Here is a 13231-nt window from a genome sequence, read left to right as displayed (position 1 = left end):
TCATGAGTTCCCGGATACCGGCAAGTTCTGGTGTGGATGTGCAAGTGCTGGGTCAGCTCTTGCTGATGCAGAGTGTCGTTGCCTCGCTTCCGGACGATGCGATCATTCCCTTCGTTCTCGAAGGGCTGTCCGATATTCCGGGAGTCGGGTTCGTTGAATTCCATGCCGGATCTTCGAGCCCTGATGGCGCCCCCGAGCGCTTTCTTCTTGCATGCGGCTCCAGCAACCTTGGCGAACTTGTTTTCAAGGTCAAGTACATGGGGGCCTTTGAACCCTATATTGACCATATTCGCAATTTCCTCTTCATGCTGGCGATCATCCTGGACGAGCGGCGACAGCGCCGGATCCTCGAATCTCGCGAACACGAACTCGAATACCAGATCGAGATACGGAACGCCGACCTGACCAGGGAGCGCGATACGGCACAGCGCTACCTTGACATTGCCGGCGTCATGCTCATGGCCCTCGATAGCGAAGGCCGGATCATGATGATCAACAGGAAAGGCGCGCAGTTGCTGGGCAAGAGCGAAAGCGCGCTGCTCGGAATGTCCTGGTTTGACAATTTCGTTCCGGCGGACAAGCGCGCTGAAATACACCAAGTCTTCGACACGCTGATGGCTGGAGAAACGCAGCTCTTGGAGCACTACGAGAACCGCATCATCAATGCCTCGGGGCAGGAACTGACGATCGCCTGGAACAACAGGCTGATTCGCGATGAAGCTGGGGCAATCACGGGAACCTTGTCGTCGGCCGAAGACATCACCGGGCGAAGAAAAGCCGAAGAACGCATTCAGGATCTGGCCTACTTTGACCAGCTCACGGGGCTGCCCAACCGAACGCTCCTGCAGGATCGGCTGCAACAGACCATTGCCGTCAGTTCGCGAACGGGCTGTCATGGTGCATTGCTGTTCATCGATCTGGATAATTTCAAGACGCTCAACGACACGCTCGGGCATGACATGGGCGACCAGTTGCTGAAACAGGTAGCCTGGCGTCTGATGCTGTGCGTGCGCGAAGGCGACACCGTGGCGCGCCTGGGCGGTGATGAATTCGTGGTCGTGCTTGCCGGGCTGAGTGCGATCGAGACCCAGGCCGCAACAGCGATTGAAACGGTCGCTGAAAAGATTCTTGCTTCGCTCAATCAGCCTTACACGCTGGGCGAAATTCCCCACCATTGCACGGCAAGTATTGGCATCACCCTGTTCCTGAACGATTCATCAACCGTCGATAGTCTGATGAAGCAGGCCGATCTGGCCATGTACGAGTCGAAGACGGCCGGCCGCAATGCAGCCCGCTTCTATGATCCCGCACTGGAGTCGGCGGTGAAAGAACGGGCCGCTCTGGAAAACGATTTGCGTCGAGCACTCGTCGATAGCCAATTCCTGCTGCACTACCAGGCCCAGATGCTTGACGATGGCCGCGTGACGGGGGCCGAAGTCCTGGTGCGCTGGCAACATCCCGAACGTGGCCTGGTGCCCCCCCTTGAGTTCATTCGCCTGGCCGAGGATACCGGTCTGATCGTGCCGCTAGGTCGCTGGGTTCTGGAAACAGCGTGCGCCCAACTGGCAGTCTGGTCAGCCGTTCCGCAGATGACGAACTTGACGGTGGCCGTCAACGTCAGCGCGCGCCAGTTCCACGCCGACGACTTCGTCGACCAAGTGTTGGCGGTACTCGAGCAAACGGGCGCCAATCCGCAACGATTGAAACTTGAGCTGACCGAAAGCCTGTTCGTATCCGACGTCGAGGGAATCGTTGAGAAGATGTTTCTGTTGAAAGCCAGAGGCGTCAGTTTCGCTCTCGATGATTTCGGCACCGGCTTTTCCTCGCTCTCCTACCTGAGACGCCTGCCGCTGGATCAGTTGAAGATCGACCAGTCGTTCGTTCGTGATGTGCTCAGCGACCCCAACGACGCCGCCATTGCGCGAACCATCGTGGCGCTTTCCCAGAGCCTGGGGCTGGGGGTGATCGCCGAGGGTGTCGAAACAGAGGCGCAGAAAGACTTTCTGGCGGCTTCAGGCTGCCACGCCTACCAGGGCTACTTCTTCAGCCGCCCACTGCCCCTGGAAGACTTTGAAGCATTTGCAAATCAAGCGTGATCGCGCGGTCGTTTTTGCTCAATGACGTTGACTGCAGGAACGGACTTGCCGAAACCGATCCCTGGATGGCACACGGCGTTCTACTTCTTCCCGCAGGCGATTTTCCGTATCTGTTCGGCAGTACTTCCGGGTGCAACGTTCTCCCATAGCGGGTCCGACAATCGCTCATTCGCCACCAGCCGGCCGGCCCCCATCTGTTCGGTATAGGCCTCGGCGGCAAGCGTTCGTAAACGTGGCTGGGTACAGTCATACTCGATCAGATTCTTGATTGAGCCGACCGCTGTCCGCGCATCCGCCCACTGCGCGACCGTAAAATCCATCAGTTGCCACACCTGCACGAAATCGCCGCTTTTCTGAATCAATTTCTGGTCCAGATAGAGGCGAAACGTATCCGTCCTGCCGAGTTGGGACCATTCCGCCTGCACACTGCCGGCGAGCAGAAACGAGGCCAGCACGCAGAATGCTCGCCGCACAATTTTTTGGGGAAAAGCCGATCCAATCATGGCGCAGTTCCGAGGTCTGGACATGCCTGCGTAAGGAAACCGAAAACCAACTGTTCGCGCCATGCCATGACGGAGTGGATTCCACGGACCGAATGCTCACGGTTAGTTGCTTGTCCTGACATATTTCCCTGACCTCAATCAATTTGCTTCGGTGGTCAATGCCAAGGCTCGCCCTGGAAGTTCGCCACCAAGCATTGCTATGAGAAATATACCGGAAACATCACGCGCGAACCACGCTTGCTTTTGGAGTTCTTGGCCGTCTGACAAAAGTGTGGCCACTTATTTCGCATTCAAATGTACGATTGCGTGGTAACCCTTTCATACGACAGGTCGCCAACATGGCGCTCCAGCGCAAGCTATACACCGGTACCGATTTCCGTCGCGCACTATCTATCGAGGAGTTGCGCTCGATTGCACGTCGGCGCGTCCCGCATTTCGCATTCGAATACGTCGAGTGCGGCGCTGAAGACGAAGTCACCCTGCACCGGAATCGCGCGGCATTTGAAGCAATCGGCCTGGTACCCGACACCCTGGTGGACACCACCGCTCGGCACCAGCGCATCATGCTGTTCGGTCAGGAATCGCGCTCACCGTTGATCATTGCTCCGACAGCCATGAATGGCATGCTGTGTCATCGTGGCGATTCAGCCCTTGCACGTACCGCTATGGCCACCGGCATCCCGTTCACCCTGAGCACATTCTCGAATGTTCGCATCGAGGAGCTCGCGGCAGATACGGGAGGGCGATTGTGGATGCAGCTCTACATCATGAAGGACCGGTCGATCGCTCGCGACATTGTTCGTCGAGCGGGCCTCGCCGGATACGAAGCACTGGTCGTGACGTCAGACGCAAATGTCTTTGGATTCCGGGAATGGGACCGGCGCAACTATCGTGCACCGGGGAAACTGACGCTGCGCAACCTCGCCGATATTGCGCGCCACCCGCGATGGGTTGTGGATGTAATCATCCCGCACGGCGTACCGAGATTCGAGAATGTCCTCGAAGCCCTGCCTCCGGAAGCACGTAGCGCCCGTGCAGGGGTCGCCTACCTGCCGCAATTGCTGGTGCCCGACGTAACCTGGGACGATCTGAAGTGGCTGCGCGAAGAGTGGCCGAGAAAGCTGATCCTGAAGGGAGTGCTGAACGTCGCTGACGCGCAACGAGCCGCCGACCTGGGTTGCGACGGGATCGTCCTCACCAATCACGGTGGGCGGCAGCTCGATGGCTGTATCTCGCCGATCGAAGTGCTGCCCGATATTGCCGGCGCAGTTGGCGACCGACTCGCCATCATCGTCGATAGCGGGTTCCGGCGCGGCACCGACGTGGTCAAGGCAATCGCCCTGGGTGCACAAGCGGTAATGATCGGGACTGCACCGCTGTATGGCCTTGCCGCCGGGGGAGAGGACGGCGCACGTCACGCCATCGGCCTGCTCACCGCGGAAGTGGACCGCGTTCTAGGGCAACTGGGATGCAACTCACTGGCCGACCTCGGCCCTCACCTGCTGGTTCGTGAAAACGCAAACTGAACACTGCCATATGCCCACCGCAGCCATCTCGCGCCTCGTTCTAGGCGTCTGCCTGACTTCCGGCTTCGTTTTCGGCCCGAGTGTTGTATTTGCCTGCACGCCTTTTATCGAGGAGCATCCTTCGTGGTCGTCCGCTTCGCTTCGTCCACACACCACTGCTTTTGAACGCTGCGAGATCGACGAACAAACCTACCATCGGATCGTTTCCGAGTGGCTGCGCAACCGGCCCGCCAGTTCTTCCGAGCTTTCCTCTCTCTCGCTCGGAAGAGCCGTCGCCTATCCCTGGCTGTCCCGAACCATCGCAGATTCCGCGCTTGGCAAGCCTGACTGGGCAGCGCGCATTTCCAAGGCAAAACCGGCTGAGCGGGCCAAGCTTGCCTCGGCAGTTCTCCTCGATCCAGCACTCCTTCGCCGCCTGTCCATTGCATTCGAAGGCACACCGTACATCGTCTTGAACGTATCCTTCGAGAAGGTGCTGTTCGGCAGGGCGGATCAATACTCGTCAAACGGCAAAGCCGGCGCGGTCATGGTGCCGTTCGACGCGCAGCTCTGGCTAAGGCTTGCGCCCCGCAACTAGCCCGAAAATTCCACCGAGGAAGTCGGCGGAACTGCCTTAAGGCGCGTTGTTACTGGTGTTCAAGGCAGTTTCAACGAGGTTCCGCGAAGAGGTCGAGCTGGGTTTCCTTGATCCGGTTTTCCGCCTCGCCGCGCTGGCAGTACAAATGAAACTCACCCATGCCCCTGCGACTCTTTCCTATCCAAATTTTGTCCGCAACGCTCATGATTCCGGCCGCGCCAATGCCCTGTAGCGCGCGCATCAAGGTTAGCGTGGCGAGCAAATCGGACAGCACGCACGCCAACGAGGCAAGGGTAAACATCACCAGGCCGATACGGTAGATGCCGTTGGCCGTCTCTGGATGCAGCTCTACATCATGAAAGACCGGCCGATTGCGAGCAACATCGTTCGCCGAGCCGATCTCGCCAGATCACCGACTCAGCCTTCCGAGGAAGCTCGTTTCAAGTATGGCCGCTGTAGAGTCGTCGCGCCGCGGCCCCGGTCCGGCGGTGCTGCGGCCTGAACTCCACTGCCCGCCTGCTGTCCATAGTTTCGTCTTTTCCAGGAGTGCTCATGTCCCGACAGTCTATTTTGAATTGGTTCTGCGCATTGCTGATCGCCGGCGCGGTCGCCGGTTGCGCGACGACGCGCACGACGTCGAAAGGCGTCGTCGGCGTCGATCGCCAGCAAACCATGCTAATTTCGTCGGCCGAGGTCAATCGGTCGGCCGCAAAGGCGTATCAGGAGACGATCGACGAGGCACGCGCCAAGCGCTTGCTCAATCGCGATCCCGCCGAACTGCAGCGCGTGCGTACCATCGCCAACCGCCTGATTCCGGCGACCGCCGCTTTCCGCAGCGATGCGCCCGGCTGGCGCTGGGAAGTGAATGTGATCAGTGCCAAGGAGGTGAACGCCTGGTGCATGCCGGGCGGCAAGATCGCGGTGTATACCGGCTTGATCGACCAATTGGACGTAACCGATGACGAACTGGCGGCGGTGATGGGGCACGAAATCGCGCACGCCTTGCGCGAGCACGGGCGCGAGAAGGCTGGCCAATCGGCAGGCATGGGCGTCGCCGCTGCCGTCGGCGGCCTGTTGATCGGCTCGTACTTCGGCATCGATCCGGATCTCGGCCAGAGCGCGCTGAGCACGATCGGAGAACTGGCGTATATGCGCCCCAACTCGCGCGGCATGGAGCAGGAAGCCGATCGTATCGGCGTCGAACTCGCGGCGCGCGCCGGTTACGACCCGTACGCGGCAATCAGCCTGTGGCAGAAGATGGCCAAGGTGTCCGATGGCGGCGTTCCGCAGTGGCTGTCGACGCACCCGTCGCACGATTCGCGCATCGCCGATCTGCGCAACTATGCCGAGCGCGTGCAGCCGCTTTACGTTGCGGCGCGTCGGCGATGATTCGAAATTCGACGATTGGCGCCGGCTGACAGCCGCCAGTAGCGCACCGTCAGGTCTGTGCCCTTGCGCATGGCTTGGTGGGCCAACGCCGCCAACTAACCGCCCGGGCGATAACGCTGAAGCTCCAGACGACCGCCCCGATGTTCTGCACGCAACGCAAAGTCAAACTGATCCGCCACCGCGCAAAGCTCCAGGTCACTGGCTGGCAGGCTGGGGTTGGTGCCGGCGAGAAAGCGGCGACCAAAATCCGAATCGCGTACGCGCGCGGCATACGGCGCCGGGTCCGGATTTGCGCCGGACAGCAAGGCTTCCAGATAATCGGCGCAGGCTACATCCTCGTCGCCGTCGCGGTCGACCCACTCGCCGGTAATCACGAAGCACACCTCGTCCGGGTTCAACTCAAGCAGCGCCTGGGCCGTTGCTCGGGCAAAGAGCAGGCTGCCGGCAAACAAGGCGCGTGCGTGGCGAAACCGGGTCAGGCCGAGAACGCCGGCGGCGGTGCTCTGAATCAGCGGGCGGCCAGCCAGATCGGCGTTTTGCAGTGCGGTGGGTGAATTGCCGAAATCGAAACCCGGCGCCGCGTCGCCACCGGCCACCGCACCGGTCGTCACCGCCTCGGGCATCGCCGCTCGCAAGAAAAGCGCCTCGGAAACCGTTTCCACCGGGTAGATCACGCTGGCGCCCGCCGCAAAGGCGTAAGCAGCGACCGAGAATGAACGCAACACGTCGATCACGACCACCGCATCGATGTGGTCGGGCGCCTGATTCAGACGATTGAGATAAAGGCGGCTGGTGCGCATGGTGAATTTTCTGACCTTCTTGCGCTTCAGTATTCCCGCGCGGTATCTGGAGTATCACGGATCACGTATGACGGCGCATGGGCCACCATTCTAGCCTTCAAAACCCTTCGGATTGCTGCTCTGCCAGCGCCAGGCATCCGCACACATCGCATCCAGCCCGCGCTCGGCCTGCCAGCCCAGCAAGGCCAGTGCCTGTTTCGGCTCGGCATAGCAGGAGGCAATGTCACCCGGCCGGCGCGCGGCAATCCGGTAAGGCACGGGCCGTCCGCTGGCTTGTTCAAATGCCCGCACCATCTCAAGTACGCTGTACCCGGTGCCGGTGCCCAGATTCACCGTCAGGCATTCGGCGTGCGTCTGCAGGCGCGCAAGAGCCTTGAGGTGCCCGAGTGCCAGATCGACGACGTGAATATAATCGCGAACGCCGGTACCATCCGGCGTCGGGTAATCGTCACCCCATACATTGAGGAACTCGCGTTGCCCCACCGCCACCTGCGCGACAAAGGGCAGCAGGTTGTTCGGGACGCCGCGCGGGTCTTCACCGATCAGGCCGCTGTCGTGGGCCCCGACCGGATTGAAGTAACGCAGCAGGCCCAAGCGCCAGGTCGGATCGCTGCGGTACAGGTCGCGCAGAATCTCCTCGATCATCAGCTTGCTGCGGCCGTAGGGGTTGGTTGCCGACAAGGGGTGATCTTCGGTCAGCGGCAGGCGCTGCGGGTCGCCATAAACCGTGGCCGATGAACTGAAGACCAGGGTTTTCACGCCGCACTCGCCCATCGCTTCAAGCAGGCGCAGGGTTCCGACGACGTTGTTGTCATAGTAGCTGATCGGTTTTTCCACCGACTCGCCCACGGCTTTTAGCCCGGCAAAATGAATCACCGCGTCGGCCCCGCTCTCATGCAGTGCGGAAACCAGCGCCGCGCGGTCGCGCACATCCCCGCGAACTAGGCCAGGCCTTTTGCCGGTGATGCGTTCGACGCGCGCCAACGACTCGGGATTGCTGTTGCAAAAGTTGTCGAAAACCGTAACCGCATGACCCGCATTGAGCAGTTCGACGCAGGTGTGTGAACCAATATAGCCGGCACCGCCGGTAACCAGAATGCTCATGGTGTACTCCAAAGACTGAAGCGTGATTATCCGCGATTCATTCGGCGAACGCGAACGGGCAGCGGGCACCTTTCGAGCAGGAAGGGAAAGCCTTGCCCCCGTCTATTGCTTGCCGAGCTCGTCATTGAGCAAATCGGCAAGCCGGTACCCCGCTTCGGCAACCCGCCGGTTGGCGATCTGCTTTGCCTGCTCATGAAACGCCGCACTGAGGGTTGGAATGTATTCGTCATCTGGCGGGTAGGCACTGCTGCGTGCCAGTCGCCAGCTTTCGTCAATCCACTGCGCCGAGTTTGATCGCGCGGGGCAAGTATATGCACCGATCAGCGCCCGGCTTGCCCGGTCGAGTCGTTCGCCGCGCAGCCAGGGCGGGCCCGGCAGATCGTCCCAATAGGCGTGGAGCGTTGACGAGCGTTTGCGCGGATTGAACGGATTGGTTATGAGCACGCCGTTGCCCAGCTTGTCCCATTTGCCATCCGGATCGAGCCGGATGCTGGTGTGCAGCGGCTGATGCGCATCGCCGACCAGATGGATCAACCAGGGCAAGGCATAGACGCGTTCGCTTCGGGGGGCGCCGGGCGTACCGAGCACCTTGGCCAGCGCAACGAGCTGCCGGTCGAGCAAGCCGGATAGGGATTCCCGCTGCCGATCAGCCGAAGGCGAATCATCCAGCGGACGATTCACATAATGCCAATCGCGATGCCGTTCCATGTCCGGAAAGCCGGGCAGAGTTTCAGTTGCCGGGTCAATGCCGGCGCTGTAGAAGCGAGGGTCGCTGCGGATATCGTCGGGCCAGGTCGACGCCTCGATAAAGATCGCCCGGCCGGAGTCGTCATGCCCTGCCCTGTTGCGCCAGCGTTCGTAGTCCGGGTGATCGCGCAACAGATCCGCAGCCACCGAACGGGCGCGAGCGTCAAGATTCTCCCAGGCAATGCTCGCGACCAGCCGATGTCCGGCGGCATTCCACGCCCACACCGACGTTGGCATTAACAGCAGCAGCGTACATGGCAACAGCAGGCGCCAACAGCGGAATGCCGAAAGCGCCAACCGACTAGCGGTCAAGCTCAATATCCGCATGCGACACCGGGTCGTCCAGGGGCTCCAGGTGCGTGAGCACCGTCGCACGCGGCAACGCATCTCGAATATCGCCTTCCAGCCGCTCGGCGAGCTCATGGCCTTTCTGGATCGTCCATTCGCCGGGAACCAGAACATGAAGCTCGACAAAGCGGCGCGCACCCGACTCGCGCGTGCGCAAGGCATGGAAGTCGATCCCCTGTTCGCGATAACGGTCCAGGATCGCCAGCACCAAATCGTTGTCTTCGCTGGGCAGGGCCACGTCCATCAAACCCTGCGTCGACCGGTACAGCAGTTTCCAGCCGGTCCAGACGATATTCGCTGCGACCAGGAGCGCCAGCACGGGATCGAGCCACAACCAACCGGTCAGCGCGACACTCCCGACCCCGGCAATCACACCCACCGAAGTCCATACGTCGGTCATCAGGTGATGGGCATCGGCCTCCAGTGTCATTGACCGATACTTGAGTCCGGCAGCCAGCAGGATGCGGGCGGTAAACAGATTGACGAGCGAGGCGACCACCGATACCGCGAGCCCGACACCGAGTTGCTCCAGCGGCTGCGGATGCAGCAGCCGCTCGATGGCAGCCACGCCGATGCCGACCGCGGCGAGCAGGATCAGCAGCCCCTCGAAGCCACCGGAAAAGTACTCGGCCTTGCCGTGCCCATAGGCGTGATCGTCGTCCGCCGGCTGTTCAGCGACCGTGATCATGGCCAGAGCCATCATCGCCCCGGCAAGATTGACGACGGATTCAAGCGCATCGGAAAGCAGGCCGACCGAACCGGTCATCCACCAGGCAATCCCCTTGAGCAGAATCGTGGCCAGCGCGGCGCAGATCGACAGCCAGGCGTAGTTCTTGAGGGAGGGGGGGCTTATGGGACTCATGACATTCATCGCTGCATTATCGCAGGCCACGCAAGAACAAAGAACCACATGAGCTCACATTCGCGTCGCACAGAAACTTAACCGTCGCGCAATCTCGCTGTAATGGCGTTTTTCTAAAGTTCGCCCCAAGCACAACAACGCAACAAGGGGATAAACCATGACATCCAGCGTAACCGAAACCCGCCAGCACCAGAAGCCGGCACGCCGCAATTTGTCGGTCGGCTTCGCCCGAAGCGAGCGGGAAATACTTGAAGCGCAGAAGCTGCGTTACCACATCTTTGCCGGCGAACTCGGCGCCAGACTGCCGACGCGCCAGCCGGGCGTCGATCAGGACATCTACGACCCGTATTGCGAACACCTCGTCGTGCGCGACGAGAACTCCGGCGCCGTGGTGGGCACCTACCGCATCCTGTCGCCGGACAATGCGCGCAAGATCGGCGGATACTATTCGGAAAACGAATTCGACCTGACCCGCTTGCAGCATTTGCGCCCGCGCATGGTCGAAATCGGCCGTTCCTGCGTACACGCCGACTACCGCAGCGGAGCGACGATTTCACTGCTCTGGGCGGGACTGGCCAAATACATGCTGGACAATCGCTACGACTACCTGATCGGATGTGCCAGCATCAGCATGGCCGATGGAGGACACGCCGCAGCAAGCCTCTACAAGCGCCTTGACGCAAACCTGAGTCCGCTCGAATACCGCGTCTTCCCGCGTTGCCCGCTGCCGCTGGCGGCTTTGAGGAATGACCTTCCGGCCGAACTTCCGCCGCTGCTCAAAGGCTACTTGCGCGCCGGCGCCTACGTTTGCGGCGATCCCGCCTGGGACCCCGATTTCAACACCGCCGACCTGCAGATCCTGATGCCAATGTCGCGCCTGAACAATCGCTACGCCAAGCACTTTCTGGGCAACAAGGACTGAAGCGTCCCTTCAAGTTGTGGCGATAGGAAACATGAATCCTGGCATCGCGCAGCGCCCCCCGCGCCGCAGGGTTGGGCACCTCGTCAGCCGTGACCAGCTTCGGCATGCAACTTCAGCCCAAGTGCGCGGATGACTTTAAGGATGGTGTCGAAGCCGGGGCTACGATCACCGGATAGCGCTTTGTAAAGACTTTCGCGAGACAGCCCGGCATCGCGTGCGACCTGTGACATACCCTTGGCGCGAGCAATATCGCCGAGTGCTTTGGCAATGAATGCAGCATCCCCGTCGGCTTCCTCAAGGCAGGCTTCAAGATAAGCGGCCATTTCCTCCTGGGTTCTGAGGTGCTCGGCGACGTCATAGCGAGTGGTAACGGTCTTGGTCATGGTTGCTACTCCGAAAGATTACGTGCGAGGCGCAATGCCGCCTTGATGTCCTTGGCTTGGGTAGTCTTGTCGCCACCAGCCAGCAGAATGATCAGCTCTCGCCCGCGCTTCTTGAAATACACCCGGTAACCGGGGCCGTAGTTGATTCGCAACTCCGAGACACCTTCGCCAACCGGTTCGACATCTCCGGGATTTCCAGCAGCGAGCCTTTCAATCCTTGCCTGGACGCGCGCTCTCGCCTGGAGGTCGCGCAAGTCGTCGAGCCACTGAGCAAAGAGGACGGTTTTGCGAATTTCAATCACAGCGTGACTGTAGCCCTGTGGCTACAATCTGTCAATGCCATACGCGCCATTTTGGGGTATTCAATCGGGCTGGATCGTCGCGACGAGACGAAATAGCCATGGAGGTCAGAGACAATTGACATTTCAGAACCCAAATCACTCTGACCCCAATGGCTCTATATCCTCAACCCCGCTGGTTATGAAGGTTTGCCGATACTTGTTCGGAACCCTGCGCTAGCTCTTGTGCCGACAGGCCTACCCCGAACAGAGGCGATCTAGTTCATCCTTATAGGCCATAGTCGGTTCATATAGCTCGTGGTAAGCACGCCCAATCGCACCAGAGAAAAGCGTTACAGCTGGCGGGCTGGTTCCTCCAGACAGAACGTGGTCAAGTGAAATCCCGGGATATGGGTCAATGTAGTAGATTTGCTTAATCCCTAACTGATACGCTTTCTTGGCACACAATTCGCAAGGACTCGCCGTTGTGAACAGACATCCTCCGTCCAATCCTTGGCCACCGCTTCTAGAAATCTGTAAAAACGCATTCTCTTCTGCGTGAAGTGAGCGTGTGTGGACTTGGTTCTTATCCTTCTTTATGCCGTTGTAAATTGCCTTAAAGCAATAGGTGATGTTGCGTCCATTAGTATGCTCTTGAGCAAGTTTTCCCAGCGGGGTCTTGGATAATGCAGCGCGAAACGTATCGTCCCCGAGTTCAAATTTGCTGTAGGCTATCTCATCCCACTTCTTGTTCAACGCGTGAGACGTATTTCGCAAAAGGCATGGCACTTGTCCGCGTGGCGCGTCATTCCAACCGACTGCCTTGATCGAATAGCTAGAATCTGTGACGACAGCGCCAACCTGTCGAGATATGCACCCAGAATTGAGTTTTGCGGCAAACGCCGCATGCATGCAGCGTTCAACAGCTGTTGGTGTTACAAGGCCAGGATGCTGCATCAATGCTACATATCGGCATAGTTGCCTACCTAACTCACGAAAGTCCTTCTCCTCAGGCGTACCGGAATTCCGGATATATATGCTGGAACTTGCAAGGCAAGACTGTATGTCCTGTGACACGAATGCCGAGTAACCAATCGCGGTCTTCCTAGAGTCCTTTACTTCTGATGGGTACTCTTTTGCATCAAGCTCGTCAATTGCTTGTTTTCCGTAGCCAAGGTCAACAAGCCGCGTGCGGCGGCTGGTTGAGTCGGTAGAAACTGCAACCGTGTAGAAAGGTGAAATGCGCTCCCTAAGATAGCGTATTTCTAAAGGATGTCGCAGCGCATCAATTGCGAAATAGTTATGCTGCGCCCTCTGTAAGCGATTCTGTAAACGGAACAGCTTGATCACTTGAGTAATCGCAGACGGTAGTAGCAGAAGACCGTTTGGATCGACAACCTCAGATAACGCATTACCCGAACGCCGCACGTTATTGCCAAGCGCTTGAAAAACCTTCGTGTAGGCTTTGTCAGCGCCCATATTCAGAACTTCCTTCACTGCGCTCGAAAGCTTGGGTAAGGTGTTCTTTACATGATCAGCAGCAAAAATAACCGCCTCGTCCTTAGCTCCGCGAAGATGCGTCATTGTATTCAAAACTTCTGCATGTGACGCGTAGTCCGGCGAAAGAACTTCCTCTAGCTTCGTTAAGTCAGCCCCAGATGCCACGGTACCGACAAACCCTACAAGGTCATCTAGT

At 59.3% G+C, this 13231-nt stretch carries 14 protein-coding genes; 5 read left to right on the top strand and 9 right to left on the bottom strand.

The window, feature by feature from the left end; all coding sequences use genetic code 11:
* The first annotated feature begins 2 nt into the window (after positions 1 to 2).
* Positions 3 to 2096 carry a putative bifunctional diguanylate cyclase/phosphodiesterase gene (locus PROAA_RS01880; protein ID WP_186409692.1) on the top strand — a complete coding sequence of 698 codons (2094 nt, stop codon included), beginning with the start codon at positions 3 to 5 and terminating at the stop codon, positions 2094 to 2096.
* A gap of 80 nt (positions 2097 to 2176) precedes the next feature.
* Here PROAA_RS01880 and PROAA_RS01875 read toward each other — a convergent pair whose 3' ends face one another.
* Positions 2177 to 2551: a surface-adhesin E family protein gene (locus PROAA_RS01875; protein ID WP_186409691.1), complete on the bottom strand. Its 375-nt coding sequence runs from the start codon at positions 2549 to 2551 to the stop codon at positions 2177 to 2179.
* A gap of 386 nt (positions 2552 to 2937) precedes the next feature.
* On the opposite strand from PROAA_RS01875, the gene PROAA_RS01870 reads away from it, so the two are divergent.
* Both PROAA_RS01870 and PROAA_RS01865 read left to right on the top strand, forming a co-directional pair.
* The gene (locus PROAA_RS01870) at positions 2938 to 4125 is read left to right on the top strand and encodes an alpha-hydroxy acid oxidase (RefSeq protein ID WP_186409690.1); all 1188 of its coding nucleotides are present in this window, start codon (positions 2938 to 2940) and stop codon (positions 4123 to 4125) included.
* 10 nt (positions 4126 to 4135) lie between these two features.
* Positions 4136 to 4702, top strand: coding sequence for a hypothetical protein (locus tag PROAA_RS01865; protein WP_186409689.1), 567 nt, complete (start codon positions 4136 to 4138; stop codon positions 4700 to 4702).
* Positions 4703 to 4772: 70 nt separating this feature from the next.
* Here PROAA_RS01865 and PROAA_RS01860 read toward each other — a convergent pair whose 3' ends face one another.
* Positions 4773 to 5003, bottom strand: coding sequence for a hypothetical protein (locus tag PROAA_RS01860; protein ID WP_186409688.1), 231 nt, complete (start codon positions 5001 to 5003; stop codon positions 4773 to 4775).
* Positions 5004 to 5254: 251 nt separating this feature from the next.
* Between PROAA_RS01860 and PROAA_RS01855 the strand changes: the two genes are divergently transcribed.
* A complete protein-coding gene (locus PROAA_RS01855; protein ID WP_186409687.1) occupies positions 5255 to 6091 on the top strand; it encodes a M48 family metallopeptidase in 837 nt (278 codons plus the stop codon).
* Between the two features lie 95 nt (positions 6092 to 6186).
* Here the strand turns inward: PROAA_RS01855 and PROAA_RS01850 are convergent, their stop codons facing one another.
* From PROAA_RS01850 to PROAA_RS01835, 4 genes are all read right to left on the bottom strand, one after another.
* The gene (locus PROAA_RS01850) at positions 6187 to 6891 is read right to left on the bottom strand and encodes a 2-phosphosulfolactate phosphatase (protein ID WP_186409686.1); all 705 of its coding nucleotides are present in this window, start codon (positions 6889 to 6891) and stop codon (positions 6187 to 6189) included.
* A gap of 90 nt (positions 6892 to 6981) precedes the next feature.
* Entirely contained in the window at positions 6982 to 7995 is a 1014-nt protein-coding gene (gene galE, locus PROAA_RS01845; RefSeq protein ID WP_186409685.1) for a UDP-glucose 4-epimerase GalE, read from the bottom strand.
* Positions 7996 to 8097: 102 nt separating this feature from the next.
* The gene (locus PROAA_RS01840) at positions 8098 to 9054 is read right to left on the bottom strand and encodes a S1/P1 nuclease (protein ID WP_186409684.1); all 957 of its coding nucleotides are present in this window, start codon (positions 9052 to 9054) and stop codon (positions 8098 to 8100) included.
* Positions 9044 to 9952, bottom strand: a complete 909-nt coding sequence (locus PROAA_RS01835; RefSeq protein WP_186409683.1) for a cation diffusion facilitator family transporter — start codon at positions 9950 to 9952, stop codon at positions 9044 to 9046. The genes PROAA_RS01840 and PROAA_RS01835 overlap by 11 nt, the downstream gene beginning before the upstream one ends.
* Positions 9953 to 10109: 157 nt before the next feature.
* Between PROAA_RS01835 and PROAA_RS01830 the strand changes: the two genes are divergently transcribed.
* The gene (locus PROAA_RS01830; protein ID WP_186409682.1) at positions 10110 to 10874 is read left to right on the top strand and encodes a GNAT family N-acetyltransferase; all 765 of its coding nucleotides are present in this window, start codon (positions 10110 to 10112) and stop codon (positions 10872 to 10874) included.
* A gap of 83 nt (positions 10875 to 10957) precedes the next feature.
* On the opposite strand, the gene PROAA_RS01825 is transcribed toward PROAA_RS01830, so the two are convergent.
* The 3 genes from PROAA_RS01825 to PROAA_RS01815 form a co-directional block, all read right to left on the bottom strand.
* Positions 10958 to 11257: an addiction module antidote protein gene (locus tag PROAA_RS01825; RefSeq protein ID WP_186409681.1), complete on the bottom strand. Its 300-nt coding sequence runs from the start codon at positions 11255 to 11257 to the stop codon at positions 10958 to 10960.
* Positions 11258 to 11262: 5 nt separating this feature from the next.
* A complete protein-coding gene (locus PROAA_RS01820) occupies positions 11263 to 11559 on the bottom strand; it encodes a type II toxin-antitoxin system RelE/ParE family toxin (RefSeq protein ID WP_186409680.1) in 297 nt (98 codons plus the stop codon).
* Between the two features lie 234 nt (positions 11560 to 11793).
* Positions 11794 to 13231 (bottom strand): hypothetical protein (locus PROAA_RS01815; protein ID WP_186409679.1); only part of this gene is annotated, 1438 nt, incomplete at its 5' end.

The organism is Candidatus Propionivibrio aalborgensis (assembly GCF_900089945.1).
Lineage (GTDB): Bacteria > Pseudomonadota > Gammaproteobacteria > Burkholderiales > Rhodocyclaceae > Propionivibrio > Propionivibrio aalborgensis.
The sequence above is the reverse complement of the archived record's forward strand: the minus strand, read 5'-3'. Positions and strand labels throughout refer to the sequence as shown.

Excerpts from the sequence above, each read along its gene's own strand:
- PROAA_RS01850 (WP_186409686.1), bottom strand. The coding sequence starts at position 6,891 with ATGCGCACCAGCCGCCTTTATCTCAATCGTCTGAATCAGGCGCCCGAC.
- PROAA_RS01830 (WP_186409682.1), top strand. The coding sequence starts at position 10,110 with ATGACATCCAGCGTAACCGAAACCCGCCAGCACCAGAAGCCGGCACGC.
- PROAA_RS01855 (WP_186409687.1), top strand. The coding sequence starts at position 5,255 with ATGTCCCGACAGTCTATTTTGAATTGGTTCTGCGCATTGCTGATCGCC.
- PROAA_RS01880 (WP_186409692.1), top strand. The coding sequence starts at position 3 with ATGAGTTCCCGGATACCGGCAAGTTCTGGTGTGGATGTGCAAGTGCTG.
- PROAA_RS01865 (WP_186409689.1), top strand. The coding sequence starts at position 4,136 with ATGCCCACCGCAGCCATCTCGCGCCTCGTTCTAGGCGTCTGCCTGACT.
- PROAA_RS01860 (WP_186409688.1), bottom strand. The coding sequence starts at position 5,003 with ATGTTTACCCTTGCCTCGTTGGCGTGCGTGCTGTCCGATTTGCTCGCC.
- PROAA_RS01870 (WP_186409690.1), top strand. The coding sequence starts at position 2,938 with ATGGCGCTCCAGCGCAAGCTATACACCGGTACCGATTTCCGTCGCGCA.
- PROAA_RS01835 (WP_186409683.1), bottom strand. The coding sequence starts at position 9,952 with ATGAGTCCCATAAGCCCCCCCTCCCTCAAGAACTACGCCTGGCTGTCG.
- PROAA_RS01825 (WP_186409681.1), bottom strand. The coding sequence starts at position 11,257 with ATGACCAAGACCGTTACCACTCGCTATGACGTCGCCGAGCACCTCAGA.
- galE (WP_186409685.1), bottom strand. The coding sequence starts at position 7,995 with ATGAGCATTCTGGTTACCGGCGGTGCCGGCTATATTGGTTCACACACC.